Below are 26,727 nucleotides of genomic sequence, written 5' to 3'. Positions count from 1 at the left end.
GGAGGGCGGGCTGATGTGGGAGACCCTCGGCACGGTCCGCGATCTCGGGCGCCTGCAGGAGATCGCCTCGGTCCTGATCCGCTACGGCTTCGGCGATCTGGTCCAGCGCATCGGTCTGGCCGGCGCGCTGGAGCGGGCCGGGCGCCTGCTGCACTGGCACCGTGCCGAGGAGAAGGTGCGGATGGCGCCGCCCGAGCGGCTGCGTCATGCGTTCGAGGACCTGGGGCCGACCTTCGTCAAACTCGGCCAGGTGCTGGCGACGCGGGTGGATCTGCTGCCGCCGGACTGGATCCGGGAACTGGGCCTGCTGCAGAACGCGGTGCCCGCACTACCGTTCGAGGCGATCCGCGGCCAGCTGGCCGAAGACCTCGGCGCCGAGCCGGAGACCGTGTTTCATCGCCTGGAAACCCGGCCGCTGGCGGCGGCGTCGCTGGCGCAGACCCACCGGGCCTGGCTGGAAGACGGCACGGCGGTGGTGCTGAAGGTGCGGCGGCCGGGGATCCGCGAGACGGTGGAGGCGGACCTGCGCCTGCTGGCGCGGCTGGCCGAGATCGTCGAGGCGAACGCGCCCGACCTGCGGCGCTACCGGCCGACGGGCATCGTCCAGCAGTTCGCCGCGTCGCTCCGGGCCGAGCTGGATTTCGCCGCCGAATGCCGCAATGCGCAGCGCATCGCCGCCAACTTCGCCGGTCGCGACGATGTCGTCGTACCCGAGGTCCACTGGCGCTGGACCTCGGAGCGACTCAACGTGCAGGGGTTGATGGACGGTATTCCGGGCTGCGACCTGGTCGCGGTGGATGCCGCGGGTCTCGACCGTCATGCGCTGGCCCGCAAGGGCGCGGCGATCGTCCTCAAGATGGTGCTCGAGGACGGCCTGTTCCACGCCGATCCGCACCCGGGCAACATCTTCTACCTGCGCGACGGTGGCATCGGCCTCATCGATTTCGGCATGGTCGGACGGGTCTCCGAGCAACGTCGCCTGCAGATCGCGCAACTGCTGCATGGGCTGATCGATCAGGATGCCGAAGCGGTCACCGACATCCTGCTGGAGTGGACCGAAGGCGAGGCCGACGTGGAGGAGGGCCGCCTGCAGGTCGAGATCGGCTCGTTGATCGACCAGTACCGCGGCGTGCCGCTCAAGGAGCTGCGCATGGGCGCGATGCTCGCCGACGTCGCCGCGCTGCTGCGTCGGCATGCGCTCACCCTGCCGCCGGATCTGGCGTTGATGATCAAGGCCTTCCTGACCCTGGAGGGCCTGGGCCGGCAGTTGGATCCGGATTTCGACATGGCCAGCGAGGCGCGGCCGTTCGTCGAGCGGGCGATGCTGCAACGGTACTCGCCCAAGGTGCTGGCACGTCGCGGCCGGCGTACGGCGTCGGGGGTGATCGACCTGCTCGGCGCGCTCCCGCGGGACTTGCGCCGTCTGCTGCAGGCCGCGCGCCACGGCCGGCTGCGCGCACAGATCGAGGTCACTTCGCTCAAGGCCTTCGGCGACCAGCTCAACAGCGCCGCCAACCGGCTGACCATCGGCGTGATCACGGCAGCGCTGATCATCGGTTCGTCGATCGTGATGAACAGCGTCGGCGGTGGCGTGTCCAATTCGTGGCTGATGGCGATGGGCGTTCTCGGATTCGTCGGCGCCGCGTTGACCGGGGTGTGGATCGTGCTCTCGATCTGGCGCAGCGGTCGCCGTTGACGAGGCGAGGCGTTAGTAGTATTACTACTAACCATGGAGATCACCCCCACCCAGCAGGCTGTCCTGACCCTGATCGCCGAGCGTGTCGAGGCCGAGGGCGTTCCCCCGTCGCAGACGGAGATCGCGCGCGCGCTGGGCTTCAGCAGCGTGCGTGCCGCGCAATACCATCTGGAGGCGCTGGAGAACGCCGGCGCCATCGAGCGTGTGCCGGGGCGCGCGCGCGGCATCCGGTTGCTGGTGCCGCCACCGGGGCCCCGGCAGGAAGCACTCGCGCTGGCGGCGTCGGCCAATGACGACGCGCTGCGGCTGCCGGTCCTGGGGCAGGTGGCCGCTGGCCTGCCAATCGGTGCGGGCGCGCCTGAGCATCTGACCGGTGCGGAAGACTATCTCGTGCTCGACAGGGTGCTGTTCTCGCCCTCGCCGGATTACCTGTTGCGGGTGAAAGGCGATTCGATGCGCGACGAGGGCATCTTCGACGGCGACCTGATCGGCGTGCACCGCACCGCGGAGGCCCGCTCGGGCCAGATCGTGGTCGCCCGGGTGGACGACGAGATCACCGTCAAGCTGTTGCGCATCGGCAAGGAGCGCATCCGGTTGATGCCGCGCAATCCCGACTTCGCGCCGATCGACGTGCTGCCGGGCCAGGACTTCGCCATCGAGGGGCTCTACTGCGGCCTGGTCCGGCCGAACCGATGAGTCGCCGGATGCCTGTATGGCCTGGTCCGGAACGGCCTGTTTCCCTCGATTGTCCGCGTGGTTTTCCGACCCCGGCGAGGCCGGGCGGCGGATCGATCCATGCCGTCGCCCGCTCCACACTGATGTCGTGCGGGACGGTCGCAGCCCGTGCGACCCCCGCCGCCTAACCTGATCCCAACACTTCAAACGCACCCGGAGACTTCCCTGATGGACGAGAACAAGAAGCGCGCGCTGTCGGCCGCCCTGAGCCAGATCGAGAAACAGTTCGGCAAAGGCTCGGTCATGCGCATGGGCGACCGCGCGGTGGAAGTCACCGAGGTCATCGGCACCGGCTCGCTGATGCTCGACATCGCGCTCGGCATCGGCGGCCTGCCGAAGGGTCGCGTGGTCGAGATCTACGGGCCCGAGTCCTCCGGCAAGACCACCCTGACCCTGCAGGCGATCGCACAGTGCCAGAAGGCCGGCGGCACCGCGGCGTTCATCGATGCCGAGCACGCGCTCGACCCGGTGTATGCGGCCAAGCTCGGCGTCAACGTCGAGGATCTGCTGCTCAGCCAGCCGGATACCGGCGAGCAGGCGCTGGAGATCGCCGACATGCTGGTGCGTTCCAACGCCGTCGACATGGTGGTGGTCGACTCGGTCGCCGCGCTCACGCCCAAGGCGGAAATCGAGGGCGAAATGGGCGACCAGTTGCCCGGGCTGCAGGCGCGCCTGATGAGTCAGGCACTGCGCAAGCTCACCGGCAACATCAAGCGTTCCAACTGTCTGGTGATCTTCATCAACCAGCTGCGCATGAAGATCGGCGTGATGATGCCGGGCCAGAGCCCCGAGGTCACCACCGGCGGCAACGCGCTCAAGTTCTACGCCTCGGTGCGTCTCGACATCCGCCGCATCGGCGCGATCAAGAAGGGCGACGAGATCATCGGCAACCAGACCCGCATCAAGGTGGTCAAGAACAAGATGGCGCCGCCGTTCAAGCAGGTCATCACCGAGATCCTGTACGGCGAGGGCATCAGCCGCGAGGGCGAGCTGATCGAGATGGGTGTGGACGCCAAGCTGGTCGACAAGGCGGGTGCCTGGTACAGCCACGATGGCGAGCGCATCGGCCAGGGCAAGGAAAATGCCCGCCAGTACCTGAAGGACAACCCGCAGATCGCCAGTCGCCTGGAAACCGCGTTGCGTGCCCAGTTCGTCCCGGCCGAGATGCAGCGCGGCGAAGGCGACGACGCGGAGGACGATTGACGCCCCGGTTGCCACGGTGAACAAGGCCGGAGCGGTCCCGCCGCCGGAGGCGGCGGCTGAGGCGGGCGCGGCGCCTGCGGCCAGGCGCACGAGGTCGAAGCGGTGAATCCGCCCGGGGGCGGTACGGACGACGACCGCCCTGGCGAAGCCGATGCGGCGGCGAGTCGTGAGCGCCCGCGACGCCGCCGCCCCGAGCCAAGCCCGGAGCAGCGCGCTCTGGGTCTTCTGGTCCGTCGCGAGCATTCGCGGCGGGAGCTCGAACGCAAGCTCACCGCACGCGGTGTGGAGCCGGACGCGGCCCGGAGCGCCGTCGCGCGGATGACCGAGGCCGGCTGGCAGGACGATCACCGGTTCGCCGCATCGTTGGCGAGGTCCCGGGCGATCGGGGGCTATGGTCCGCTGCGGATCCGGGTGGAGCTGGAAACCCATGGCTTGGATGCCGCGGCGGTCGAGGCGGCGTTCGCGGCACTGGCGGACGATGGCGAGGACGATTGGGTCGCCTGCGCGCGGGATCTGGTCGCGCGCCGTTTCCGCGCACCCGACGACGAAGCCGACGACGCGGCCTGGCGGCGTCAGCGCAAGGCTGCGGAGTTCCTGTTGCGGCGCGGCTTCAGCGTGGATGTGGCCAGGCGGGCTAGCGGCTTCGACGGCGAGGATTGAGGCCGCCGGTAGAAGGGCTCGGGGCCGCGAAGCAGGAGGTGTCGCGCTTCCGGCGCCATGCGAAAGGCGGTGCGCCGCTCAGAGCGAGAACTTCGGAGCGCCTCCAGCCCGGCACAGGTGCGGGTCTGCACGCTCCGGGCCACCCCTGATACCCTTGTCGCTTCCTTTCGGGCGCCCCTCGCTCGTCGTGGCCGCCTCGGGTGGACGACGTCGGAACGGCGCCGTTCACGCAGCCTCCGCCACGCATGAAAACCACCGCAGATATCCGTGCCGAGTTCCTGGACTTCTTCCGGAACAAGGGCCACACCATCGTTCCGTCGGCGCCGCTGGTGCCGGGGAACGATCCGACCCTGTTGTTCACCAACTCCGGCATGGTCCAGTTCAAGGACGTGTTTCTCGGCGCGGAGAAGCGCAGTTACGTGCGTGCGGTCGACGTGCAGCGCTGCTTGCGTGCCGGCGGCAAGCACAACGACCTCGACGCGGTCGGCTATACCGCACGCCACCACACCTTCTTCGAGATGCTGGGCAACTGGTCGTTCGGCGACTATTTCAAGAAGGAAGCCATCGCCTGGGCATGGGAACTGCTGACCGAAGTCTGGAAGCTGCCGCCCGAGCGTCTGCTGGCGACGGTCTACCACACCGACGACGAAGCCTACGCGCTGTGGCGCGACATGATCGGCCTGCCCGAAGAGCGGATCATCCGCATCGGCGACAACAAGGGTGCGCCCTATGCGTCGGACAACTTCTGGCAGATGGCCGACACCGGCCCCTGCGGCCCGTGCAGCGAGATCTTCTACGACCACGGCGCGCACGTGCCCGGCGGGCCGCCCGGCTCGCCGGACGAGGACGGCGACCGTTTCATCGAAATCTGGAATCTGGTGTTCATGCAGTTCGACCGCCAGGCCGACGGCAGCCTGCAGCCCTTGCCCGCGCCCTGCGTGGACACCGGCATGGGCCTGGAGCGCCTGGCTGCGATCCTGCAGCACGTCCACAGCAACTACGAGATCGACCTCTTCCAGGCCCTGATCGGTGAGGCCGGCGAGCTCACCGGTACCGCCGATCTCGAGAACAAGTCGTTGCGGGTGATCGCGGATCACATCCGCGCCTGCGCATTCCTGATCGTCGACGGCGTACTCCCGTCCAACGAGGGACGCGGCTATGTGTTGCGCCGGATCATCCGTCGCGCCCTGCGCCATGGCTGGATGCTCGGGGTCCGCGAGCCGTTCTTCCATCGCATGGTGGGCACCGTCGATGCGCTGATGGGCGAGGCCTACCCGGAACTGCGCGCCAAGCGCGACCTGGTCGAACGCAGCCTGCGCGCCGAAGAGGAGCGCTTCGCCGAGACCCTCGACGCCGGCATGCGCATCTTCGACGACGTGGCCGCACGCAGCGGTGCGACGATCCCCGGCGAGGACGCGTTCCGGCTCTACGACACCTACGGTTTTCCGCTCGACCTCACCGCCGACATCGCCCGCGAACGCGGCCTGCAGGTGGACACCGCAGGATTCGATGCGGCGATGGCCCGACAGCGCGAGACTGCGCGTGCGGCGGGCAAGTTCGCCGCGACGACCAGTCTGCCGGCCGAACTGATCGCGCAGATGCCGGCGACCGCGTTCGTCGGTTACGACACGGTGGAGGCGGGCGAGCTCGGGGTCGTGGCGCTGTTGCGCGACGGCCGTCCGGTCGACCGGATCGAGGCCGGCGACGACGCCGTGGTCATCCTCGACCGTACGCCGTTCTACGCCGAGTCGGGCGGCCAGGTCGGCGATACCGGCGCCCTGACGGCGGACCGCGTCCGCTTCGACGTCGACGACACACGCAAGTTCGCCGGCCAGTTCCACGGTCACATCGGACGGCTTGCCGACGGCACACTGGCGGTCGGCGACCGCCTGTCCGGTCAGGTGGACGGCGCGCGCCGCGGCGCGACGGTGCTCAACCACAGTGCGACCCATCTGTTGCACGGTGCGCTGCGCGACCTGCTGGGCACGCATGTCGCTCAGAAGGGCTCGCTGGTCGCGCCCGACCGCCTGCGTTTCGACTTCTCGCATTTCGAGCCGGTCGACCCGCAGCAGCTCATCGAGATCGAGCGCCGGGTCAACGCCGAGGTCCGGCGCGATCATCCCGTCGGCATCCGCGAGATGGGCATGGACGAAGCCATCGATGCCGGTGCGATCGCGTTGTTCGGCGAGAAGTACGGCGAGCGTGTGCGCGTGGTGACCATGGGCGATTCGGTCGAGCTGTGTGGCGGCACGCATGTCGGCCGCACCGGTGAGATCGGGCTGTTCAAGCTGGTGTCCGAAGGAGGCGTGTCGGCGGGCGTGCGCCGTGTCGAGGCGTTGACCGGGCAGGCCGCTCTGGACCTCATCGCGGCCGAGCAGCGGCAATTGCAGCAGGCTGCGGGACTGCTCGGCGGCACGCCAGGCGAGGTCGTGGACAAATTGCGGGTTTTGCTCGACCGGCAGAAGAAGCTCGAGCGCGAGCTCGACGCGCTCAAGGCCAAGGCGGCCAGTGGCGCGACCGCCGACCTGGCGGGGGGCGCGGTCGATGTCGCGGGCATCAAGGTGCTGGCCGCACGACTGGAGGGCTTCGACGCCAAGGCGCTGCGCGAGGCCGTGGACAGGCTCAAGCAGCAGCTCGGCGATGCGGTGGTCGTCCTGGCAGGTGCGGGCGAGGGCAAGGCCGCCCTGGTCGCGGGCGTGGCCGGCGCGGCCAGTGGCCGGGTCAAGGCGGGGGAACTCCTGGCCCACGTGGCCGGTCAGATCGGCGGCAAGGGCGGTGGGCGCCCGGACATGGCTCAAGGCGGCGGCAGCGATGGGCCGGCGCTGGTGGCGGCGCTCGATGACGTCAAGAACTGGGTCGCCACCCGGATCCCGCCTGCCGGATCGTGACTTCTGACCTAGTCTCCCTTCAGCGAGCGGCCGGTATCATGGTCGTTTGTCGTTAACCCACAAGCGCGAGGCCGGGCGGGATTGCCCGGATCGCGGCTGGCGGTCACGCCGCCAGTTCATGGAGAAGTACTCATGTTGATTCTGACCAGGCGCGTCGGCGAAACCCTGATGATCGGCGATTCCGTCACCGTGACCGTCCTGGGCGTGAAGGGCAACCAGGTGCGCGTGGGCATCACCGCACCCAAGGATGTCGCCGTCCATCGCGAAGAGATTTACCAGCGTATCCGCCGCGGCGAAGGTGCCGAGGGCGGCGACGACGAAAGCTGAGGTTTGCCGCTTCGAGGCTGAACCGGTATCCTTCGCTGCCCGGATCGCGCGGACCGCGCGGGCCGGACTCGACGGAGAGTTGCCCGAGTGGCTGAAGGGGCTCCCCTGCTAAGGGAGTATGGGGCTAAAAACTCCATCGAGGGTTCGAATCCCTCACTCTCCGCCAATTCCTCCCAAGCAGATATCTGCCGGAGGAAAACGTTCCAGACAGCGCATCGCCAGCGTGATGCGCTGTTCCGGAAAGCCCTCCCAGGAGCGGTTTTCCGGGTGCGTGGAACGAGGTTCGAATACATCGTCGCGAACATGCAGAAATGCGTTGACGCGACGAACATCGGGCCTCATAATTCCGCGCCTCGACGCGCCCGTAGCTCAGTTGGATAGAGCACCAGGCTACGAACTTGGGGGTCGGAGGTTCGAATCCTTCCGGGCGCGCCACTCGATACGACGAACAGGGCCGGCAGCAATGCCGGCCCTGTTTGTTTCTGGATGCATGCATGGCGTCGCGCACGTATCCAGCGCTTTCGGAGAGTGCGGTGACATCCGGATGGTCGTGATCGCAGCGCAATGCTCGCTTGGCCGCTGCTCACACAGGCCGACGCCGTGCGCGCTAAGGTGGCGCGATGAACGCTCTCGTGCCCACGCTCTCGCCGCGCGACCTCGCCGAACTGCGCGAGGCGCGCGCCCTGCTCGAAAGTCCGGGCGTCGCCGCGCAGCTGGCCAATCTGGTCGGTGCGCCGGTCGAATACCTGCTCGCCTATCGCCTGCCGCGCGCGGCCACCCGGCTGGTACACGGCGGCGTGCAGCTGGCGCTGCGGCAGTCGCTGCGTCTGGCGACGCGCACGCTCGGTCAGGCGCCCTCCGTCGCGCGTGCGCCACGGACGCGCCTGCACACCGCGGCCGTGGCCTGCACCGGCGCGGCCGGCGGCGCATTCGGTATGGCCGGCCTGATCGCGGAACTGCCGGTCACCACGACCCTGATCCTGCGCTCCGTGGCCGAGGTCGCCCGCAGCGAAGGCGAGCGACTGGACGATCCCGAGGCCCTGCTGGCGTGTTACGAGGTCCTGACCATGGGCGGCAAGAGCGCCCGCGACGACGGGGCCGAGTCCGGCTACTTCGCCGCGCGTGCGGTGCTGGCGCAGCAGATCACCGTGGCGGCGGAGTACGTGGCCGCGCACGGTCTGATGAGCAGCGGCGCGCCCGCGCTGGTCCAGGTGATGAGTTCGGTGGCGTCCAAGTTCTCGGTCAAGATCGGACACAAGATGGCCGCGCAGAGTGTGCCGGTGATCGGGGCCGCGAGCGGAGCCACGCTCAACACATTGTTCATGCGGCACTTCCAGCGCACCGCGCGCGGTCACTTCGTGGTGCGTCGCCTGGAGCGCCTGCACGGCCGCGAGGTCATCCGCAACGCTTACGAGGCGGCAGGGGCCCCGGCCGGTCGCTGAGCGTCTGGGGCAACCGAGAGCGAGAGGCGCCTCGTGCGCTGGAGGCGCGGGCGTGGCTCGGGCAGATCGTCGCGGGGCGGCGGATCTTGGCGCAAGTGCACAGCGGCGACATGGCGGATGCCGGAGCGAGCCGTGCGCTCGGCCCAGTCGACGGCACGCGATGCATCGTGCGGACATCGCGACCGCTCCACGGCGGCATCCGACTCAGCCGGGCGCCGTGCCCAGGATATCGGCGATGCGACCGGGCGAACGCATCCATGCGAAGTGGTCGGCCCGCGCACCCAATGCCGTGCTGTCGACGGTGGCGATGCGGGCGTCCGCACCGCTGCCGAGCTTGTCCAGCAGGACGCGCAGGGACGAGGCCGGCCCCAGCCGGTCCTCGGACAGCACCACCGCCATCACCGGCGCCCGTACGCTGCGCAGGCGGGCTTCGAGGTCGATGTTCCAGCCGTGCGCGGCGTAACGGCCGCTCAGGCCGCATGCGGCCCAGTCGCGGATCACCCCGCGCGCCTCGTTGCCGCCGAAGCCGATCGTGCGGCCCGGCAGCGCGCCGCGGCGGTTGGCCAGCCAGGGCATGAATCTGTAGAACGCCGGCATCGTATAGCGCAGCGGCGCCGGGAAGCCGCGCCACCAGGGTGCGCCGCTGGCGACCAACCAGAGCCCGACGGGCCCTGGTGCGTCCGACAAGCCCGCGTGGCAGCTCGCCAGCTGGCCGCCCAGGCTGTGTCCGCCGAACACCGTCGGCAGGCCGCCGACGGCGCGACGCAGCGCGTCGTCCGCCGCAGGCAGATCATGTTGGAGCAGGCTCCGGTAATTCCAGTCGCAGGCATGTCCGGCGCGCAGGTTGCTGCTGCCGTGGCCGCGCCATTCGTGCAGGCACACGGTGATGCCGTGCGCGGCCAGGGCGTCGGCGAACGGCAGGTAATGCCGCGCGGCGACGCCGAGCGCCGGCAGCCACAGCAGCGCCGCGCGTGGCTGGACGGCGTGACGGACGATCAATTCGAAGCGATGCCCATCCGCGGCCTCGACGGCGACGGTGTCGGCATCGTCGCCCGCGCTCACGCTCATGGGCGTGCCATGGCGCCGAAATGGTCGAGCACGCGCACGTCGCCGCGTCCCGGACGGTATCCGCCCAGCAGCGCGCGGTGCACATAGTCGGTCGCATCGGCTGCGGCGTCGGGCAGGGGCGCGCCCTGGCTCAGGCGCGCGGCCACCGCGGAGGCCAGCGTGCAGCCGGTGCCGTGCGCGGCTTCGGGCAGGCGCGGGTGGCGAAGGACGCGTTCGCCACCGGGGCCGATGTACAGATCGACCACGTCGTCGCCGTCGTCGTCGAGATGCCCGCCCTTGAGCAGCACCGCTTGCGGCCCGAGCGCGAGCAAGGCTCGTGCGGCGCCTTCCATGGCGCTGCGCGAGGCGATCCGGTGGCCGAGCAGCAGTTCGGCCTCGGGCAGATTCGGCGTCAGCACGGTGGCGCGCGGCAACAAACGCTCGCGCAGTGCCTGCAGCGCGTCGGTTTCGAGCAGGCGCGCACCGGAGGTGGCGACCATCACCGGATCGACCACGACGTGCGCAGGTGCGTGCGTATCGATCGCGTCGGCCACGGCGCGGATGAGTTCGGCATTCGCCAGCATGCCGAGCTTGAGCGCGCCGATGGCGAAATCCTCGAAGCAGGCGTCGATCTGCGCGCGCAGGAAGCCGGGCGGCGGCGCGTGCACCGCGGTCACCGCGCGGGTGTGCTGCGCGGTCAGTGCGGCGATGGCGGACAGGCCGTGCACCCCATGCGCGGCGAAGGTCTTGAGATCGGCCTGGATGCCGGCGCCGCCGCCGGAATCGGAGCCGGCGACGGTCAGGGCGGAGACGATGGCGGGCGTTCGCATGCGCGCATTGTGCTACGGATCGCGCTGGCTCCGCGCGTCGCCGGTGGCGAGCGTGTGTGCGAGCGTCATGGCGGCCGCATCGTTGGCGGTGAAATGCACGTCTCGGGCATGTGCGGCGAAGGCCATGTCGTCCAGCACGCGTCGCGGCTGCGGCTGCAGCCCGGACACGATCAGGGCGATGCCCTGACGCTGGCAACGTGCGGCGAGGTTTTCCAGCGCGTGCTCGCCGCTCGCGTCGATCATCGGCACGCGGCGCATGTGCAGGATGAACACCTTCGGCGGCGCGAGGAACGGGTCGAGCAGGGTGTCGAGGCGGTTGCTGGCGCCGAAGAACAGCGGGCCGCTGATGCGCAAGGTCTCGACGCCGGGCGGCAGCAGCGCGCGTTGTCGCCAGGCCTCATCCTGCTCCCGCGATCGGTCCGGGTCGAACCCCCCCGATTGCGCCATCCGGTGCATGAAGACGAAGGCCGCGGCGACGACCCCGAACTGGATGGCAACGGTGAGATCGAGGAAGACGGTGAGCCCGAACGTCAGCAGCAGGACGATGCGGTCGCCCCAGGGCGCCAACATCGTGTGCCGGAAGTGATCGACCTCGCTCATGTTCCAGGCCACCACGAGCAGTACCGCCGCCAGCGCCGCGAGAGGGACATGACGCATCAGCGGTGCGAGCAGGAGCATGAATGCCAGCAGGAACCCGGCGTGCAGGATTCCCGACACCGGCGACCGCGCGCCGGCGCGGACATTGGTCGCGGTACGGGCGAGTGCACCGGTCGCGGGCAGGCCGCCGAACAGGGCGGCCCCGACGTTGGCGACGCCCTGGGCGACCAGTTCGCCGTTGGAGCGATGGCGTCCGCCGATCATGCCGTCGGCGACGACGGCCGACAGCAAGGACTCCACGCCGGCCAGGAATGCGATGGTGAACGCGCTGGGCAGGAGTTGGAACGTGCGATCGAGCGGGATATGCGGGACCGCGAATGTCGGTAGCGACGAGGGCAGGGTGCCGAAGCGGCTACCGATCGTCTCCGCCGGTAGTGCGAAGATCATGGCGGCGAACGTGCACGCCAGCAGTGCGAGCAGGAAGCCGGGCCACTTCGGTCGCCAGCGACGCAGCCCGACGATGACCGCGAGCCCGAGCACGGTCAGGACCACGGCCGCCGGCTGGGTGGTGGCGATGTGCTGGCCGTAGGCGGTCCAGCGGCTCACGAACTCCGCCGGCATGTGATCCATCCGCAGGCCCAGTGCATCCTTCACCTGGCTGGAAAAGATGGTCACGGCGATGCCCGCCGTGAAGCCGGTGATCACCGGCTGCGGCATGTAGCGCATCAGCGCGCCGAGCCGAAGCAATCCTGCGGCGATCAGCATCAGTCCGGCCAGCAGCGTGCACAGGATCAGACCGCCGTAACCGAAGCGCTCGATCACCACGAACACGACCGGGATGAAGGCGGCGGTCGGACCGCCGATCTGTACCCGCGAGCCGCCGAGTGCTGAAATCAAGAAGCCGGCGACGATGGCTGTGTGCAGACCCTTGTCGGGCGTGGTGCCGCTGGCGATCGCCAGGGCCATTGCGAGCGGCAGGGCGACGATGGCGACAGTGAGTCCGGCCAACGCGTCGGCGCGAAGATCCGCCAGGTGGTAGCCGCCGCGCAGGGTCGTCCAGAGTTTTGGGGTGAGCGCCGCGAAGTCGGTGCGCGGCGCGCTCACGCGCGCTCTTTCAAGCGGACACCGCGTCCGCGCGCCTGGCTGGGCTGATCGTTGCCGATCAATTCGATGCCTGCGGCTTCCAGCGCTTCGACCACACGGGTGAGCGTGCCGACCACGCCGCGCACGGTGCCGTCGCTGGCCTCCATGCGCTGGATCGTCGGCAGTGAGATGCCGGCCATGCGGGCCAACGTGCGCTGGTCGATGCCAAGCAGCGCGCGGGCCGCGCGCATCTGGGCGGAACTGATCATGGACTGGCCTCCGGTGGGTTGGCGCCGATGATCGAGATGATACGCCTCAGATCGTCATATGCAATTTCTACATATTATTCTTGATGTTCTATGCATCATTCGTCGAGCAGTTCCAGGACGCGCTCCGGCGGCCTGCCGATCACCGCCCGCGGGCCCCGGACCAGGATCGGGCGCTCGATCAGGCTGGGGTGTTCGGCCATCGCGGCGAGGAGGGCATCGTCGTCCAGGGACGGGTCGGCGAGGCCGAGTTCGCGGTACGCGGTCTCCCCGCGTCGCAGCAGCTCCCGTGGCGCGATGCCGAGCGCATCGACCAGACGACGCAGTGTGGCGACATCGGGTGGGGTGTCGAGATAGCGCACGACGGTCGGTGCGACGCCGTGCTGCTGCAGCAGCTCGAGTGCGCCACGCGATTTCGAACAGCGCGGGTTGTGGTACAGCACGGGGTCGCTCATGGAGGTCCTCGGCGAGTGCGGGTCTGGAAGCGGGCGATCATGACGCGTTTTGCGCCCGGTGCACCTGCAGTCGCGGGTGCGTCCCGGCCGGCACGCGGGCGCCGCCTGGGGGGCGATGCGGGCGGCCCGCTCGCCGCCGTGTCGCGCCGCCACGCTGCGCGGCCATGCGGACCGGCGCGGATGAGGCGTGTGCTGCCGAACGCGCGTTACGCGCCGGGAACGCGCGGCAGGTCCCAGGCGTCGCGCAGCCGCGAGTACTCGGCCTGCGGCAACAGGACGAAAACCGGCTTGAGCTGCGGATCCAGCCAGCCCAGCAGCGCCTGCATGCGCGAAGGCGCCATCGCGGTGCATCCCGCGGTGGGCACGTCGGAGGCCTGCCACAGGTGGGCGAAGATGCAACTGCCGGCATCGGGTGTGCCGTCGGCGTTGTGCTCGATCACGAACCCGAGCCGATAGCGCTCGTCGCCGTCGCGGTGGATGTCGCGGCGCATCGGTTCGGTAGAGCCGACCACGGCGTCTTCGCCCACGTCGCGCGTGTCGACGATCCGGTTGTACAGCGGCGAGCCCGACACGTCGACGCAGTAATCCGACGCCTGCATCGCGTGATAGTCGAGCGCGGTGCGGACCTGGTCCGGGTAGCCGAATGCGATGCCGATCGGGAACGCACCCGCAGGTGCGCGCCCGTCGCCTTCGCGTTTGGCATCGCCCGGTTGCTGCGGATGCAGGCCGCGTCCCCATGCGGTGCCGCTGCGGCCCACGGTGACGTCGGCGGCGTCGTCCACTTCGCGCCAGCCGCCGTCGGCGAGCCGCTCGTAGCTGCGCAGCGTGCCGGCAGGCGCGTCCCAGTCCGGGGTGGTCACCAGGATCAGCTGGTAGGCGTTGGCGAGGGGAGCGGCGGGCGGTTCGACACTCCGGCCGCCGCAGGCTGCCAGCGACAGAGCGCCGACGATCGACAGCAGGGCTGTCGGGAGCAAGACCGACGGGCGCGGGATCGACAGCGTGGGGCGGTACGGCATGGGGAGCGTCCGGATCGGTGCAGCCGCCACTGTCGCATCCCGGCACGTCGCGGTCGAGCGGGTCCGGCTCGCCGGCATGGCGACCCCTCGTGGCGGCGGCTCTCGTGCGTTGGGAAGGTGGGAAGTCGGAACACGCCCGGGGGCGCGGAAAGCCCGGGCGGATGGCCGCGTTGCGCCCATCGTGGGGCGCATAGCCGGCTCGATGAATCCTTCAGTTCTCCAGCGGCTGCAGGCCGCGGATCTCGCCGATGCCGAGACCGGGCCCGTCGCCCAGGACGATGCGCGGGCCATCGAAGACGGTGCCGCCCTCGACCGGGTCGTACTGCGCCAGGGCCGGCGAATCCAGATCTACAAGACTGATCGCGTCGGGCCGCGCCGCAGCCAGATGGGCCGCGGCGGCGACGCTGATGCTGGATTCGATCATGCAACCGATCATGCACGGCACCCCGTGCAGCATGGCGAGATCGGCGATACGCACGGCATGCGAGAGGCCGCCGGCCTTCATCAGTTTGATGTTGACGATATCGGCGGCCCGTCGGCGCAGCAGTTCGAGCACCTCGGTCGGGCCGAATGCGCTTTCGTCGGCCATGACCGGCGTATCGACGTGCGCGGTGACGTGCTGCAGGCCATCCAGATCGCGTGCGGGCACCGGTTGTTCGACCAGTTCGAGCGCGATGCCGGCATCTTCCACCGTCCGGATCGCGCGCACGGCCTGCTTCGCGGTCCAGCCCTGGTTGGCGTCGAGCCTGAGCCGGGCACGCGTGCCGACGGCCGAATGGATCGCCCGGACGCGCTCGAGATCGGTCGCGATATCCTGGCCGACCTTGATCTTCAGCGCATCGTAACCGCGGTCGAGTGCGCTCAGGGCGGCCGCGACCATGGCCTCCACGTCGTCGACGCTGATGGTGATGTCGGTGCGCAGCGCCGGATCGCCGCCTCCCAGTATCCGGTACAGCGGCGCGCCGTGGTGCTGGGCCCACAGGTCGTAGAGCGCGATCTCGACCGCGGCCTTCGCGCTGGTGTTGCGCTGGATCGCGCCGTGCACCGCCTGCAGCGTGCGGTTGAGGTCTCGCGCATCCAGCCCGACCAGCCGCGGGGCGATCGATTGCCGGATCGCGCCGACGATCGAGGCGCGGGTGTCGCCGGTGATCACCGCGGTAGGGGCTGCGGCACCATGGCCGACATGGCCGTCGTCGGTGCGGATGCGGACCACGACGTCTTCCGTCGTGTCGACGCAGCGCAGGGCGGTACGGAAAGGCGTGTGCAACGGCACCTGCAGCAGGGCCATTTCGATCCGTTCGATCTTCATCGCGACGAGGGCCCGATGCAGGTGTGAGGCGCCGGGCTCAACGCAGGCGCACGATGCTGGTGATGCGGTCGATGGTGGACGTGCCGGCATCGGACATCAGCGGCTCCAGCGGCGTGACCGCGACGCCGTAGACGGGCACGCGCACGTAGTCGCCGTCAGCACCTGTGTAGCCGAAGCCGGCGGTGTCGTGAATCACGTAGGTCATCCCGTCCTCGTGGCCGATCACCATCATCACGTGGCCGGGAATGTAGACCAGGTCGCCGATCTGGAGCGCGGCGACGGCAGCCTCGCGGGCGGCGGAGTCGGTACCGGCGTCGAACAGCGTCTTGTCGAAGGCCGGGCTCACGCTCTGGTCGCTGGTGTTGCGCGGCATGTCCAGGCCCATGCTGCGGTAGATCTCGGCGACGAAGCCGCTGCAGTCGCGGGCGTTGAAGTCGTGCCCCCAACCGTAGCGTTCGCCGAGGAACTTGAACGACTGGCGGATCAGGTTGGCCGGCGTCAGCGGCAGCGGCGCGTCGGCGACATCGGCGGTGCGCGGCAGCAGGGCGGGTACGAACGCGAGCGTGCCGTCCTCGCGCCGTGCAGGCAGCTCGATCGCATGGCCGAACGCCGGGTGCTGGCCGTGGACCAGCGCGTCCCGCGGCAGCACCGCCCGCGGCACGCGCACGCCCATGTCCAGTTGCAGGTCGGACACGTCGGGGCGCTCGGGATTGAACACGGTACGCGCCGTGGCGCCGGTGACGAACAGCGCCGGCGTGCGTGTGCGCCAGGCGTCGATTTCGGCCGCGGTGCCGGTGGCGAGCTTGTCGCGCTCCATCCAGGCCAGATACCGGTCGCTGGCGACGAAGGCCCAGGCGCCGTCGGCACTGGTGTGCAGCACGGCGACCGCATCGCCGGGGAACAGCGCGCTTTCCTGGAACCGGTCGATATCGAGGTCGCCGGGGCGAGAGAACACCCGTTCGCGGGTCGGGAACGCACGCAGCGCGGCGCGCTCGACCACGAGGCCCGGTTGTGGCGTCGCTTCGGCGGGAATCGCCTCCAGCGCGAGAGAGCGTTCGAGTGCGGCGAAATCGGCCGCGTCCAGCCGTCGGCCCGCGGCGTCGTAGCGATCGGCGGAAGGCCGGGCGGACGCTTTTTCGATCCAGGCGCGGATGGCCGCCCCTTCCAGCGTGCGCGGAAATCCGGCCATGTCGCGCACGCTGTCGTCCTCGGCGACCAGGCGCGCATTGAGGGCGGCGATGGCGGTCGGGTCGAGATAAGGGATATCGGCGTCCGCGCCGAGGCGGGCGACCCAGTGGGCGGGGTCGAGGTGTCGCGTCTGCAGCCCGACGATGCCGAGTTCGGACCGTGCCGCCGGTGCCGGGTGTGACGTCGCCTGCACGTGGCCGGTGGCGACGGCCAGCAGTACGAGGGATGCCAGCGCGAGCATGCGCGAGGTGCGACGTGGGCGGCCGCTGTGATACGGAACGGGCGGGCTGCCGACGCTTGCGGCTGCGGCGGACGCTCGGGACTGGGAGGAAATGCGTGGCATGCGGAAGCCTGCTGTCGGCGGGACATCGTCGATGTCCCGCCATGGTACAGAGCGGCTCCGGATGCGTACGAAAGACCCGCCGGGCCTCCGGGGGGTCAGTCGTGAAGGCCGACCAGCGTCGCGCCGCCGTGCAGGGTATGGATGGCGACGCCGGTGGGTTGTCCGGTCGCACGATGTCGTTCCATCGCCAGGCGGCTGGCACGTTCTATGGCGACCACTTTTTCGAGATTGCGCTCGAGCAGGCAGACGCCCACACGGATTTTCCAGCCAGGCGAGTCAGGCTCCACATCGATCAGGGTGCGCTTCAATGTGCGATGCCTCCAGGTGAGGAAACGGCCGGGGGGCAGTGGGCGATGCGCACACGATGCAGCCGATGCGCAGGCAGTCCATTGCCGTGGAATCGCGACATCATGGAAGGCGAGTGGGTGGTGCACAGTCAGTGCGTCGAGTGTCGCGATGTAGGAAAAGTCCGATGGGCCGTCAGGCGAGCATGGATGCGCCCCGACGGGGCAGGCAGCCGCGGCACGCGAAGCCGCGACGCGAAAAGGCCATTTCGAGAATGGCCTCCGGTATGTCGATGGGTGGCGCGGCCGATGCGGAGGGTGGGGGCGCCCGCGTCTGGTCCGACAGGACGCCAGCGGCCTGCCTTCCATGGCGGGACACGCGCGGGAGGTGTTCCGGCGCCGGAGGCGATGAGTCTTCCCGAGGGGATGGGGAGGGAGGCCCTGATCGCCGCTTCGCCGTCATCCGTCCGCGCGTTGCTGGCTATCCAGCTTGGGCTTCGCGCCGGCTCCCAGGTATCGGTGTCCCGCCCGCACGAGTGTCGGACTTTTCCGACGGCCACGAAAAAACCGCCTTTCGGCGGTTTCGTCGTACGTTCTGGTGTGTCGCTGGTGGGCGGTGCAGGGATCGAACCTGCGACCCTTGCCGTGTGAAGGCAATGCTCTACCGCTGAGCTAACCGCCCGGAAGCGATGGTGGCCGGGGAGGGAATCGAACCCCCGACACGGGGATTTTCAATCCCCTGCTCTACCAACTGAGCTACCCGGCCACGTCTCGCAACGCGGCGCTGCCGTGTTGCGAGCCCGGCATGATACGGATCGCGGGGGCGGGCGGCAAGCGTTCCGACACCTGAATCGTACGACGGCCTGCGGTTGCGGGGATCGGGGGCAGGGCGCATGGTGCCGAAGGTCGTCGCCACGTCGGTGACGGGAGCAAGCGCATGATCGCCTCGTCCTGTTCGCGCCGCCTCGCAGGGCTGTCGACGGGCATCCTGATGCTCGTGCTGACGGCGTGTGCCGGCCAGCGCATCTCCGACACGGACCGGCTGGCGCTGTATCGGGCCCATGCCGGCGAACCGGTGTCCAGTTTCCGTCTGCTCGGTACGCCGACCCAGTGGGTCGCGCTGGGCAGCGGGGCGGTGGCGGTCTGGCCGCGCCAGTCGGAGGCCTTCCTGCTCACGTTCAGCGGTCCCTGCCCGGATATCGAGTTCGCCCAGGCGATTTCGCTGACCAGTACTCAAGGACGCGTGCATGCGCGTTTCGACCGGGTGATGGCGCTCAACCGGCAGTCGATCCAGATCCCGTGCCACATCGCCGAAATCCAGCCGCTGGATGTGGCCGCGTTGCGTGCCGCCGAGCGCGCTCTGCGCGACGGCGGCGAGGCGTCCGGTCAGGCGTCGGACGGTTCCGGCACGTAGCCGGCGGGCTTGTCGGCCCCGCCGGCGAACAGGAACTTCTGCATCTCGTCCTCGAGAAAGGCGCGATGCTTGGGGTCGAGCGGCGACAACCGGTTCTCGTTGATCAGCATGGTCTGGTGCGCGAGCCACGCGGCCCAGCCGGCCTTGCCGATGTCGGCATAGATGCGCTTGCCGAGTTCGCCCGGCCAGGGCACGAAGTCGAGGCCTTCGGTTTCCTTCTGTTCGTACTGGCAGAACACCTGGCGGCTCATCGTGGGTCTCCGGATTCGAAAAAAGTCAGGGGGCGCGTGCGGAGCGGTCGTCAGGCGAGCGCGTCGAGCAACAGGCGCCGTATCGGCGCGGGCAGGCCCAATGCAGCCAGTGCATCGGAGGCGACCCATTGCAGTGCGTCATTGTCGCCCACGCGCGCGGCCGGCGTGACGCCTCGCCAGCGCCATGGGCGGATCGTCAGGCGATAGTGACTGAAGCCGTGGCGCACTTCCGGCAAGGCGTCGCCTTCGCCGTCGATGCCGGCCAAGGTGGCGGCCAGGACACGTGCCGACGCGGCGTCGTCGGCCTCGGGCAGGGACCACAGGGCGGCCCATACGCCGGTCCCGGGGCGGCGCTGCAGGAGGACGCGTCCGTCGCCGTCCTGCAACAGCACCATGTGCGCCTCGCGTTCGGGGAGGGTCTTGCCGGGCTTGGGCGTGGGCAGGTCCCCGGTGAGGCCGTCGCGGCGGGCGATGCAGCCCTCGGCCACCGGGCACAGCAGGCAATGCGGTGCGTGGCGCGTGCACAGCGTGGCGCCCAGGTCCATCTGCGCCTGGGTGTAGTCGGCCAGGCGGGTGTCGGGAAGGTGGCTGCGCGCGTGGTCCCACAGCACCCGCTCGACCGCGGGCTGGCCTGGCCAGCCGGTCACGCCGTGCCAGCGGGCGAGTACGCGCTTGACGTTGCCGTCGAGGATGGCGAAACGGTCGCCCCAGGCCTGCGAGAGGATCGCGCCGGCGGTGCTGCGGCCGATGCCGGGCAAGGCGACCAGGGCGTCGAAATCGCGCGGCAGATCGCCGCCATGCCGCTCGACGCAGGCGCGTGCCGCGGCATGCAGGTTGCGGGCGCGGGCGTAGTAGCCGAGGCCGGACCACAGCGCGAGCACGCGGTCCTGCGGCGCGGCAGCCAGTGCGGCCACGTCCGGCAAGGCCTCGACGAAGCGCTGGAAATACGGAATCACCACTGCGACCTGGGTCTGCTGCAGCATGATTTCCGACAGCCAGACCCGATACGGTGCGCGCGGATGCTGCCAAGGCAGGTCGTGACGGCCGTTGCGGTCGAACCAGGCCAGCAGGCGGGTGGCGAAGGCGTCGTCGTGGTTCACGGCGGATCGTCGCCTGAGCGCTGGTCGTCCTGGAGATCGCCCTCTCGCAGATGGCCCTTCTGGAGATGGTCGCCCTGGATGGGTTCGTCCTGGATATGGATTTCCACGCCGTGCAGGGTGGCGCCGGCGATCTCCAGCCGCGGCATGCGCAGAGTGCCGACCACCGGGGGCAGCGGCGTACCGCGATCGAGCTGCTCGAGCCAGTCGCCGATCGCACCGATACGCAGGCGGCCTTCGAACCGTGCGCAGTCGCGCTCCAGCCGCAGGGCGAGCGGTGCGGACAGGTCGGGCGCGCCGTTGTAGCCCAGCGCGAAGGGAACCGGCACATCGCGCCGCTCCAGCGGCGCGGGCAACGTGGGCCAGCCCTCCGGCCAGTGTGCGATCTCGCCGGCCAGGGCGAGCGCGAAATCGTCCTGCAGCGCCAGCAGGCCGCGCGAGCGCAGGCGCGGCAGCACGCCTTCGCCGCGCAACACCAGGGCCAGCGGTTCCACGCGGACGCCGCCGCCGGCGATCAGCATCTCGCCGGCGGCGCCGGCGACCAAGGGATGCGCCGCGCTGTCGAGATGCAGGCGGCCGCGCAGGGCCAGCGCGGCGCGCTCCAGGGCGATGCGGCCCTCGCCGGCATGCAGGCGTCCGGACAACTGCAACCATGCGGGCAGGCGCCAGCCGTCGGTGGACGGGGTCGCGTTGCCGACGACGCCGATACCGGAGCGTGCGGAGGCCCGGACCATCGCCACGCGCACATCGAACGGTGCCTGCAGCGCCGAGGCGACGTAGCGTCCGCGCACGTGCGCGCGCAGCGGTGCCTCCACGGCGAAGCGGGGCAGTGCGATGTCGAGGTCGTCGAGTCGCCAGCCGTCGGCGTCGATACGTCCGCGCACGATCGCGATGCCGTCGATGAAACGCGGCGCGACGCCGTCGCCCGGTGGACGTGTCGCCCACCAGCGCTGGAATGCCGGCAGATCCAGCACCGGGGCATCGAGTTCCAAACGCTGGATGTCGAGCACCGCGCCGCGGGCGCGGATGGTCGACCACGGCACCGAAAGCAAGACGCGCTCGGCATGCAGCAACGGCGTGGATGCGCCGGGCACCCGCGCCTGTACGCCACGGGCGATCACTTCGGGGGTGCCGCGCAGGCGGTATTCGAAGGATTCGGCGCTGATCTCGAGGCCGAGTGCCGCGCCGGCACGGTCCAGCAACAGGCGCCCCACGGTGTCCGGATGGGCGACCCAGCGCAGTGCGGCCAGCGCCACCAGCAGCAGCGCCACGATCACGGCCAGCGCGATCGCGCGCCGGCGGTTCACTGCGTCGCCGCGCCTTGTGCGGATGCGTCGTCGCGTCCCAGGGCGGCGGGCAGCAGCGCATCGACGAAGGCCTCGGCGTCGAACACCCGCAGGTCTTCGGGACGCTCGCCGATGCCCGCGTAGCGGATCGGGATGCCGAACTCGCGTGCCAGCGCGAACACCACGCCGCCCTTGGCGGTGCCATCGAGCTTGGTCACCACCAGGCCGGTGACGTTCACCGCGGCATGGAACTGCCGCACCTGCGAGATCGCGTTCTGGCCGGTGGTGCCGTCGACCACCATGAGCACTTCGTGCGGTGCGCGGGTGTCGATCTTGCCGAGCACGCGGCGGATCTTGCCGAGTTCGGCCATCAGGCCCTGCTGGGTATGCAGGCGACCGGCGGTGTCGGCGATGAGCACCTCGGTGCCGCGGGCCTTGGCGGCCTGCAGCGCGTCGAAGGCGACCGAGGCGGGGTCGGCGTCCTGGCCCTGGGCGATCACGTGCACGCCGTTGCGCTCGCCCCAGGCCTGCAGCTGCGAGACGGCGGCGGCGCGGAAGGTGTCGCCGGCGGCCAGCATCAGGCCGCGGCCCTCATCCTTGTAACGGCGCGCCAGCTTTCCGATGGTGGTGGTCTTGCCGACGCCGTTGACGCCGACGGTCAGGACGACGAAGGGTCTGGCGTCGCGGTCGATCTCCAGCGGGCGGGCCACCGGCTGCAGCAGGGCGATCAACTCCGCACGCAGGGCGGCGAGCAGGGCGCCGGCATCGGCGAACTCTCGCGCGTTCATTCGCTTGCGCATCGATTCGACCAGCGCGGTACTGGCGGCGACGCCGACATCGGCGGTCAGCAGGGCGGTTTCGATCTCGTCGAGCAGGTCGTCGTCGAGCTTCGGGTTGCGCGAGAACAGGCCGCCGAGGCTGCGCGCGAATGCGCTGCCGCGCAGGCGGTCGCGCCAGCCGGTCTTGCCGGGTGCAGCGGGCGCGGGAACGGCTGCCGAGGCGGTTGCGACCTGCTCCGGGGCGGATGCCGCGGGGACCGGGGATGTCGTGGCCGCGGTCTCGCGCGGCTGCGGAAGCGCGGGCGCGTAGGCGAGCGCGGGGTCGGCGGGTCGCGGTGCCGCGAAGGCGCGCGCATCCATCTCCGGGGCGGCGTCCGCGGTCCCGACCGTGGACGGCCCGGCGCGGGAGGGCGTCGGCGCACGTGCAGCCGGGTTTACGTCAGTCGTGTCCGCGGGCGCCGCGGTATTCGATGTCGCGGGGGCGTGCGGTCCGTCGACATCGTTCGCCACGTCGACGGGCGCATCGCCGATGGCGCCGGTGTCGACCGGCGCGGCATCGGCGGGCGGCATGCCCGGAGCAGGGGCAGGCGGGGGCGGTGCGGACGGTGCCGGGACGGCCTCGTCGCGCGGTGCGGCATCCGCGGGCGCGCTGGGAAACGCGGCGGCCAGTTCTTCGGCGGTGAAGCCGCGGCGGACGGGCTGCTCGCGTTGATCTTCGGGCTTCTTGCGGCGGAAGAAACTGACCATGCGGGAGGCTCTTCGGGGGGGCGTCATGCTACCACCGGCGACTCGTTCGCCTGTGCAGGCAAGGATTCGCGGGGCGGCGGGATTCATGCTCGCTGCGGGCGCCGACGGCGTCTCCGCGAACACGGCGAGACCCGCTGCGCCGCGCAGATGCCTGCGCGCACGTCGACATCCCGAGGCGCTGCCACACGCCGTCGCGACGCGCTTTCGCACTACCCTGTCCGACGTCTTTGCCAATGCCGTCGCCATGACCGAGCGCGATCTCGCCACCGTCTACCGCGCCTACATCGATTGCCTCAATCGACGCGACTGGGCATCGCTTGGGCAGTTCGTGCACGAGGCCGTGCACCGCAACGGCGAGCACCTGGGCCTTGCCGGTTATCGCGCCATGCTTGAAGGCGACGTCCGGGCGATTCCCGACCTGCAGTTCCGGGTCGATCTGCTGGTGTGCGAGCCGCCGCGGGTGGCCAGCCGCCTGCTGTTCGACTGCACGCCGAGCGGAGAACTGTTCGGGTTGCCGGTGAACGGCCGCCGCGTCCGGTTCTCGGAAAACGTCTTCTACACCTTCGAGGACGGCCGGATCCTGGAGGTGCGGTCGATCATCGACCGGGCGGCGATCGCGGACCAGCTCGAGCGCGCCGCATAACCGGTGCGGCAGGACCGTCCGGGGACGGCGCCGACGGTGCGGTGTCGCGTCGAGGGAAGGCGTCGACGATGTGGCGCCAGAGTGTGCGCGCCGGTGGCGCCGGGCCACCGGCGCCGGGTCGGGCATGCGGTCAGGGGCGCGGCCAGAGATGCGGGCGGTCGATGGCCGCCACGCATCCGGACCCGGTCAGGCCGACAGTTCCAGCAGCAGCTTGTTGAGCCGCTTCACGTAGGCGGCCGGGTCCTTGATGCCGTCGCCGGCGGCCAGTGCGGCCTGGTCGAACAGCACCCGCGACAGGTCGCTGAAACGCTGCGGATCCTGTTCGGCATCGAGCTTGGCGATCAGCGGATGGTCGGGATTGAACTCGAACACCGGCTTGGTCTCCGGCACCTGCTGGCCGCTGGCTTCGAGCAGCTGGCGCATCTGCAGGCCCAGGTCGCCCTGGCCCAGCGCGAGGATCGCCGGCGAGTCGGTCAGCCGGTGGGACACGCGCACCTCGGTCACATCGTCGGCGAGAATCGCCTTGAGCCGGCCGGCGAGTGCCTCCTTCGCCTTGGCGGAGGTTTCCTGAGCCTGCTTCTCCTCCTCGCTGTCGAGCTTGCCGAGATCGAGGTCGCCGCGGGCGACGTCGGCCAGCGATTTGCCGTCGAACTCGGTGAGATAGCCCATCAGCCATTCGTCGATGCGGTCGGTGAGCAGCAGCACCTCGATGCCCTTCTTGCGGAACACCTCCAGGTGCGGGCTGTCCTTGATCTGCGCGTGCGAATCGCCGGTGAGGTAGTAGATGCGGTCCTGGCCGTCGCGCATCCGGCCGATGTAGTCGGTCAGCGACACGGTCTGCTCGCCCGAGGCGTCGTGGGTGGAGGCGAAGCGCAGCAGGCCGGCGATCTTCTCGCGGTTGCCGAAATCCTCGGCGGGGCCTTCCTTCAGGACCTGGCCGAACTCCTTCCAGAAGCCTGCGTACTGCTCGGGCTTGTCGCGCGCCAGCTTGTCCAGCATGTCCAGGCTGCGCTTGGTCAACGCGGCCTTCATCGAATCCACGACGGGGCCCGATTGCAGGATCTCGCGCGAGACGTTGAGCGAGAGGTCGGCCGAGTCCACCACGCCGCGCACGAAACGCAGGTACAGCGGCAGGAACTGCTCGGCCTGATCCATGATGAAGACACGCTGCACGTAGAGCTTCAGGCCCTTGGCGCCGTCGCGGTGGTAGAGGTCGAACGGCGCGCGGCCGGGCACGTACAGCAGCGAGGTGTACTCCAGCTTGCCCTCGACCTTGTTGTGGCTCCAGGTCAGCGGGTCGCTGAAGTCGTGGGCGATGTGCTTGTAGAACGCCTGGTAGTCGCTGTCCTGCAACTCGGTCTTGGGCCGCGTCCACAGGGCGCTGGCCTGGTTGACCGGCTCCCAGGCGGGGGGCGCTGCGTCGGTGGCGGTGTCGCCGTCCTCGCCGTCGACCGCGGGGGCGTCCTGGCGCGCCTGCATTTCGATCGGCAGCCCGATATGGTCGGAGTACTTCTTGACGATGCCGCGCAGAGTCCAGTCTTCGGCGAAGTTCTCCTCGCCTTCCTTGAGATGCAGCACGATGCGGGTGCCGCGCTCGGGCTTGTCGATGGTGGCGACGTCGAACTCGCCTTCGCCGGCCGAGGCCCAGTGCACGCCTTCGGATGCGGGCAGGCCGGCGCGGCGGCTGTAGACGTCGACCCGGTCGGCGACGATGAACGCGCTGTAGAAACCGACGCCGAACTGGCCGATCAGGTTGGCGTCCTTCTTCTGGTCGCCGGACAGGGCCTTGAGGAAGTCGCCGGTACCGGACTTGGCGATCGTGCCCAGGTGGGCCACGGCCTCGTCGCGGCTCATGCCGATGCCGTTGTCGTCGATGGTGACCGTGCGCGCCTCGGCATCGAATCCGATGCGGATGCGCAGGTTCGGGTCCGCCTCCAGCAGATCGGGCTTCGCGATCGACTCGAAACGCAGCTTGTCGGCGGCGTCGGCCGCGTTGGAGACCAGCTCGCGGAGGAAGATTTCCTTGTTCGAGTACAGCGAATGGATCATCAGGTGCAGCAGTTGCTTCACCTCGGTCTGGAAGCCGAGGGTTTCCTTCTGGGTATCCGTGCTTTGGGTGTCCGTGCTCATCGGGGTCCGTTCGTCGTTGCGCAATGTCGAAAGAATGCCGGGCGCGCGGCGCCGCGGGCGGTAGAGGGCAGATGAGGGCCGGGCGCGCGGTTTCAACCCGGGGCGGCCGTCTCGCTCCAGCGGCGGGGCGCGATGCCGCCGGGAGACGCTGCCATGAGAAGGCGCAACCGCGTCGACAGCACGGCGATGCCTGGCATGCCCCGCCCTGCGGGCGCCGGCGAAACCAGGCCGGTCGGGCCTCATGGGCCGGGGCGGCGGCGCTGTCTTATGATCGTCGCCCCGTTCCCTGCCTGGATCGCGATGACCCGCAGCACACTCGCCGAGCCCGTGGTGATCCGGAGCCGCAAGCCGACGCCGGAACCGCTGCAATGCCGATGAAGGGACGCGGCGCCGGACGCGCCGGTGCCGGGGCGGTGCGTATCGTCGGCGGGCGCTGGCGCGGCACCCGGCTTCCGGTGGCGGATGCGCCCGGCTTGCGCCCGACCTCGGACCGGGCGCGCGAGACCCTGTTCAACTGGCTGCAGCCGTCGCTGCCGGGCGCGCGGGTGCTGGACCTGTTCGCGGGCACCGGCGCGCTGGGGCTGGAGGCGGTCTCGCGCGGGGCGGCGCAGGCCGTGCTGGTGGAGCGGGATCCGGCACTGGCGACGGCGATCGAGGCGACCGCCGGGCGCCTGCAGGCCGGCGAGGCGATCCGTGTGGTGCGCGCCGATGCCCTGACGTTGCTGCGCGCCCCGGTCCTGGGCACGTTCGACGGGGTGTTCTGCGACCCGCCGTTCGACGCGGATCTCTGGGACGGCGTGCTGGCGCTGCTCGCACCCTGGCTCGCGGCCGATGCCTGGCTGTATGTGGAAAGCCCCGCCACGCGCGATATCCGGCCCGGCGCGGACTGGCACCTGCACCGGGAGGGCGGCAGCCGCGATGCGCGCCACGCGCTGTACCGCCGCACGGCGGCGCAGGGCGGCTGACGAGCGGGCCGGACTGATACACTGGCCGTCCGATCCCGGCAGCCGA

Annotated in this window: 24 protein-coding genes and 4 tRNA genes; 12 read left to right on the top strand and 16 right to left on the bottom strand. The window is 70.0% G+C overall.

Annotated elements, in window-relative coordinates:
- Positions 1–13: 13 nt before the first annotated feature.
- From ubiB to RG19_RS09495, 9 genes are all read left to right on the top strand, one after another.
- A complete protein-coding gene (gene ubiB, locus RG19_RS09535) occupies positions 14–1,696 on the top strand; it encodes a 2-polyprenylphenol 6-hydroxylase (RefSeq protein WP_058835073.1) in 1,683 nt (560 codons plus the stop codon).
- 33 nt (positions 1,697–1,729) lie between these two features.
- Positions 1,730–2,392, top strand: coding sequence for a transcriptional repressor LexA (lexA, locus tag RG19_RS09530; RefSeq protein ID WP_058835072.1), 663 nt, complete (start codon positions 1,730–1,732; stop codon positions 2,390–2,392).
- Between the two features lie 207 nt (positions 2,393–2,599).
- The gene (recA, locus tag RG19_RS09525; RefSeq protein ID WP_058835071.1) at positions 2,600–3,634 is read left to right on the top strand and encodes a recombinase RecA; all 1,035 of its coding nucleotides are present in this window, start codon (positions 2,600–2,602) and stop codon (positions 3,632–3,634) included.
- Between the two features lie 102 nt (positions 3,635–3,736).
- Positions 3,737–4,294, top strand: coding sequence for a regulatory protein RecX (locus RG19_RS09520; protein ID WP_058835070.1), 558 nt, complete (start codon positions 3,737–3,739; stop codon positions 4,292–4,294).
- A 245-nt stretch (positions 4,295–4,539) separates the two neighbouring features.
- A complete protein-coding gene (gene alaS, locus RG19_RS09515; protein ID WP_058835069.1) occupies positions 4,540–7,182 on the top strand; it encodes an alanine--tRNA ligase in 2,643 nt (880 codons plus the stop codon).
- Between the two features lie 132 nt (positions 7,183–7,314).
- Positions 7,315–7,509: a carbon storage regulator CsrA gene (csrA, locus tag RG19_RS09510; protein WP_058835068.1), complete on the top strand. Its 195-nt coding sequence runs from the start codon at positions 7,315–7,317 to the stop codon at positions 7,507–7,509.
- A 73-nt stretch (positions 7,510–7,582) separates the two neighbouring features.
- A tRNA-Ser gene (locus tag RG19_RS09505) sits at positions 7,583–7,675 on the top strand.
- 192 nt (positions 7,676–7,867) lie between these two features.
- Positions 7,868–7,944, top strand: a tRNA-Arg gene (locus RG19_RS09500).
- 185 nt (positions 7,945–8,129) lie between these two features.
- Entirely contained in the window at positions 8,130–8,951 is an 822-nt protein-coding gene (locus RG19_RS09495; protein WP_058835067.1) for an EcsC family protein, read from the top strand.
- 204 nt (positions 8,952–9,155) lie between these two features.
- On the opposite strand, the gene RG19_RS09490 is transcribed toward RG19_RS09495, so the two are convergent.
- The 11 genes from RG19_RS09490 to RG19_RS09440 all read right to left on the bottom strand — a co-directional run bounded on the left by RG19_RS09490 (position 9,156) and on the right by RG19_RS09440 (position 18,135).
- On the bottom strand, positions 9,156–10,019 hold the full coding sequence (locus RG19_RS09490) for an alpha/beta hydrolase family protein (protein WP_058835066.1): 864 nt from the start codon (positions 10,017–10,019) through the stop codon (positions 9,156–9,158).
- Positions 10,016–10,828 carry a bifunctional hydroxymethylpyrimidine kinase/phosphomethylpyrimidine kinase gene (thiD, locus tag RG19_RS09485; RefSeq protein WP_058835065.1) on the bottom strand — a complete coding sequence of 271 codons (813 nt, stop codon included), beginning with the start codon at positions 10,826–10,828 and terminating at the stop codon, positions 10,016–10,018. Before thiD ends, RG19_RS09490 begins: the two co-directional genes overlap by 4 nt.
- 12 nt (positions 10,829–10,840) lie before the next feature.
- Positions 10,841–12,529 carry a SulP family inorganic anion transporter gene (locus tag RG19_RS09480; RefSeq protein ID WP_058835064.1) on the bottom strand — a complete coding sequence of 563 codons (1,689 nt, stop codon included), beginning with the start codon at positions 12,527–12,529 and terminating at the stop codon, positions 10,841–10,843.
- Complete coding sequence (locus RG19_RS09475) at positions 12,526–12,777, bottom strand: helix-turn-helix domain-containing protein (RefSeq protein ID WP_058835063.1); 252 nt, start codon at positions 12,775–12,777, stop codon at positions 12,526–12,528. The genes RG19_RS09480 and RG19_RS09475 overlap by 4 nt, the downstream gene beginning before the upstream one ends.
- 95 nt (positions 12,778–12,872) lie before the next feature.
- Positions 12,873–13,229, bottom strand: coding sequence for an arsenate reductase (glutaredoxin) (gene arsC / locus RG19_RS09470; protein ID WP_058835062.1), 357 nt, complete (start codon positions 13,227–13,229; stop codon positions 12,873–12,875).
- 206 nt (positions 13,230–13,435) lie between these two features.
- A complete protein-coding gene (locus tag RG19_RS09465; protein WP_058835061.1) occupies positions 13,436–14,245 on the bottom strand; it encodes a L,D-transpeptidase family protein in 810 nt (269 codons plus the stop codon).
- 211 nt (positions 14,246–14,456) lie between these two features.
- Complete coding sequence (locus RG19_RS09460) at positions 14,457–15,554, bottom strand: dipeptide epimerase (protein ID WP_058835060.1); 1,098 nt, start codon at positions 15,552–15,554, stop codon at positions 14,457–14,459.
- A 37-nt stretch (positions 15,555–15,591) separates the two neighbouring features.
- A complete protein-coding gene (locus RG19_RS09455) occupies positions 15,592–16,983 on the bottom strand; it encodes a C40 family peptidase (protein ID WP_058835059.1) in 1,392 nt (463 codons plus the stop codon).
- Positions 16,984–17,180: 197 nt separating this feature from the next.
- Positions 17,181–17,393 (bottom strand): hypothetical protein, encoded by a 213-nt coding sequence (locus RG19_RS09450; protein WP_058835058.1) that lies wholly within the window; start codon positions 17,391–17,393, stop codon positions 17,181–17,183.
- 583 nt (positions 17,394–17,976) lie between these two features.
- Positions 17,977–18,051: transfer RNA gene (locus RG19_RS09445), tRNA-Val, on the bottom strand.
- An 8-nt stretch (positions 18,052–18,059) separates the two neighbouring features.
- Positions 18,060–18,135: transfer RNA gene (locus RG19_RS09440), tRNA-Phe, on the bottom strand.
- Between the two features lie 171 nt (positions 18,136–18,306).
- Here RG19_RS09440 and RG19_RS09435 point away from each other — a divergent pair.
- Entirely contained in the window at positions 18,307–18,783 is a 477-nt protein-coding gene (locus RG19_RS09435) for a DUF6491 family protein (RefSeq protein ID WP_058835057.1), read from the top strand.
- On the opposite strand, the gene RG19_RS09430 is transcribed toward RG19_RS09435, so the two are convergent.
- Genes RG19_RS09430 through ftsY form a run of 4 tightly spaced genes read right to left on the bottom strand, consistent with a single transcriptional unit; the run spans position 18,756 to position 22,943 of the window.
- Positions 18,756–19,034: an oxidative damage protection protein gene (locus tag RG19_RS09430; RefSeq protein ID WP_058835056.1), complete on the bottom strand. Its 279-nt coding sequence runs from the start codon at positions 19,032–19,034 to the stop codon at positions 18,756–18,758. The two genes, RG19_RS09435 and RG19_RS09430, sit on opposite strands and share 28 nt — an antisense overlap.
- A gap of 50 nt (positions 19,035–19,084) precedes the next feature.
- A complete protein-coding gene (gene mutY / locus RG19_RS18225) occupies positions 19,085–20,134 on the bottom strand; it encodes an A/G-specific adenine glycosylase (protein WP_058835055.1) in 1,050 nt (349 codons plus the stop codon).
- Positions 20,131–21,438 carry an AsmA family protein gene (locus RG19_RS18220; RefSeq protein ID WP_058835054.1) on the bottom strand — a complete coding sequence of 436 codons (1,308 nt, stop codon included), beginning with the start codon at positions 21,436–21,438 and terminating at the stop codon, positions 20,131–20,133. The genes mutY and RG19_RS18220 overlap by 4 nt, the downstream gene beginning before the upstream one ends.
- Complete coding sequence (gene ftsY / locus RG19_RS09415) at positions 21,435–22,943, bottom strand: signal recognition particle-docking protein FtsY (protein ID WP_058835053.1); 1,509 nt, start codon at positions 22,941–22,943, stop codon at positions 21,435–21,437. The genes RG19_RS18220 and ftsY overlap by 4 nt, the downstream gene beginning before the upstream one ends.
- Before the next feature lie 25 nt (positions 22,944–22,968).
- Between ftsY and RG19_RS18215 the strand changes: the two genes are divergently transcribed.
- Positions 22,969–23,586: an ester cyclase gene (locus RG19_RS18215; RefSeq protein ID WP_238376615.1), complete on the top strand. Its 618-nt coding sequence runs from the start codon at positions 22,969–22,971 to the stop codon at positions 23,584–23,586.
- A 186-nt stretch (positions 23,587–23,772) separates the two neighbouring features.
- On the opposite strand, the gene htpG is transcribed toward RG19_RS18215, so the two are convergent.
- Complete coding sequence (gene htpG, locus RG19_RS09405; protein WP_058835051.1) at positions 23,773–25,716, bottom strand: molecular chaperone HtpG; 1,944 nt, start codon at positions 25,714–25,716, stop codon at positions 23,773–23,775.
- Positions 25,717–26,084: 368 nt separating this feature from the next.
- On the opposite strand from htpG, the gene rsmD reads away from it, so the two are divergent.
- Positions 26,085–26,681, top strand: coding sequence for a 16S rRNA (guanine(966)-N(2))-methyltransferase RsmD (gene rsmD / locus RG19_RS09400; RefSeq protein WP_058835050.1), 597 nt, complete (start codon positions 26,085–26,087; stop codon positions 26,679–26,681).
- Positions 26,682–26,727: the final 46 nt, after the last annotated feature.

This window comes from Luteimonas abyssi (genome assembly GCF_001482195.1).
GTDB classification, from domain to species: domain Bacteria; phylum Pseudomonadota; class Gammaproteobacteria; order Xanthomonadales; family Xanthomonadaceae; genus Luteimonas; species Luteimonas abyssi.
This window is presented reverse-complemented; position numbering and strand designations above follow the sequence as displayed.

What these genes read in the sequence shown, in the direction of transcription:
- rsmD (WP_058835050.1), top strand. Translation starts at nt 26,085, where the DNA reads ATGCCGATGAAGGGACGCGGCGCCGGACGCGCCGGTGCCGGGGCGGTG.
- ubiB (WP_058835073.1), top strand. Translation starts at nt 14, where the DNA reads ATGTGGGAGACCCTCGGCACGGTCCGCGATCTCGGGCGCCTGCAGGAG.
- htpG (WP_058835051.1), bottom strand. Translation starts at nt 25,716, where the DNA reads ATGAGCACGGACACCCAAAGCACGGATACCCAGAAGGAAACCCTCGGC.
- thiD (WP_058835065.1), bottom strand. Translation starts at nt 10,828, where the DNA reads ATGCGAACGCCCGCCATCGTCTCCGCCCTGACCGTCGCCGGCTCCGAT.
- RG19_RS09435 (WP_058835057.1), top strand. Translation starts at nt 18,307, where the DNA reads ATGATCGCCTCGTCCTGTTCGCGCCGCCTCGCAGGGCTGTCGACGGGC.
- RG19_RS09455 (WP_058835059.1), bottom strand. Translation starts at nt 16,983, where the DNA reads ATGCTCGCGCTGGCATCCCTCGTACTGCTGGCCGTCGCCACCGGCCAC.
- RG19_RS09460 (WP_058835060.1), bottom strand. Translation starts at nt 15,554, where the DNA reads ATGAAGATCGAACGGATCGAAATGGCCCTGCTGCAGGTGCCGTTGCAC.
- recA (WP_058835071.1), top strand. Translation starts at nt 2,600, where the DNA reads ATGGACGAGAACAAGAAGCGCGCGCTGTCGGCCGCCCTGAGCCAGATC.
- RG19_RS09490 (WP_058835066.1), bottom strand. Translation starts at nt 10,019, where the DNA reads ATGAGCGTGAGCGCGGGCGACGATGCCGACACCGTCGCCGTCGAGGCC.
- arsC (WP_058835062.1), bottom strand. Translation starts at nt 13,229, where the DNA reads ATGAGCGACCCCGTGCTGTACCACAACCCGCGCTGTTCGAAATCGCGT.
- lexA (WP_058835072.1), top strand. Translation starts at nt 1,730, where the DNA reads ATGGAGATCACCCCCACCCAGCAGGCTGTCCTGACCCTGATCGCCGAG.
- RG19_RS18215 (WP_238376615.1), top strand. Translation starts at nt 22,969, where the DNA reads ATGCTACCACCGGCGACTCGTTCGCCTGTGCAGGCAAGGATTCGCGGG.
- csrA (WP_058835068.1), top strand. Translation starts at nt 7,315, where the DNA reads ATGTTGATTCTGACCAGGCGCGTCGGCGAAACCCTGATGATCGGCGAT.
- RG19_RS09430 (WP_058835056.1), bottom strand. Translation starts at nt 19,034, where the DNA reads ATGAGCCGCCAGGTGTTCTGCCAGTACGAACAGAAGGAAACCGAAGGC.
- alaS (WP_058835069.1), top strand. Translation starts at nt 4,540, where the DNA reads ATGAAAACCACCGCAGATATCCGTGCCGAGTTCCTGGACTTCTTCCGG.
- RG19_RS09475 (WP_058835063.1), bottom strand. Translation starts at nt 12,777, where the DNA reads ATGATCAGTTCCGCCCAGATGCGCGCGGCCCGCGCGCTGCTTGGCATC.
- RG19_RS09495 (WP_058835067.1), top strand. Translation starts at nt 8,130, where the DNA reads ATGAACGCTCTCGTGCCCACGCTCTCGCCGCGCGACCTCGCCGAACTG.
- ftsY (WP_058835053.1), bottom strand. Translation starts at nt 22,943, where the DNA reads ATGGTCAGTTTCTTCCGCCGCAAGAAGCCCGAAGATCAACGCGAGCAG.
- RG19_RS09465 (WP_058835061.1), bottom strand. Translation starts at nt 14,245, where the DNA reads ATGCCGTACCGCCCCACGCTGTCGATCCCGCGCCCGTCGGTCTTGCTC.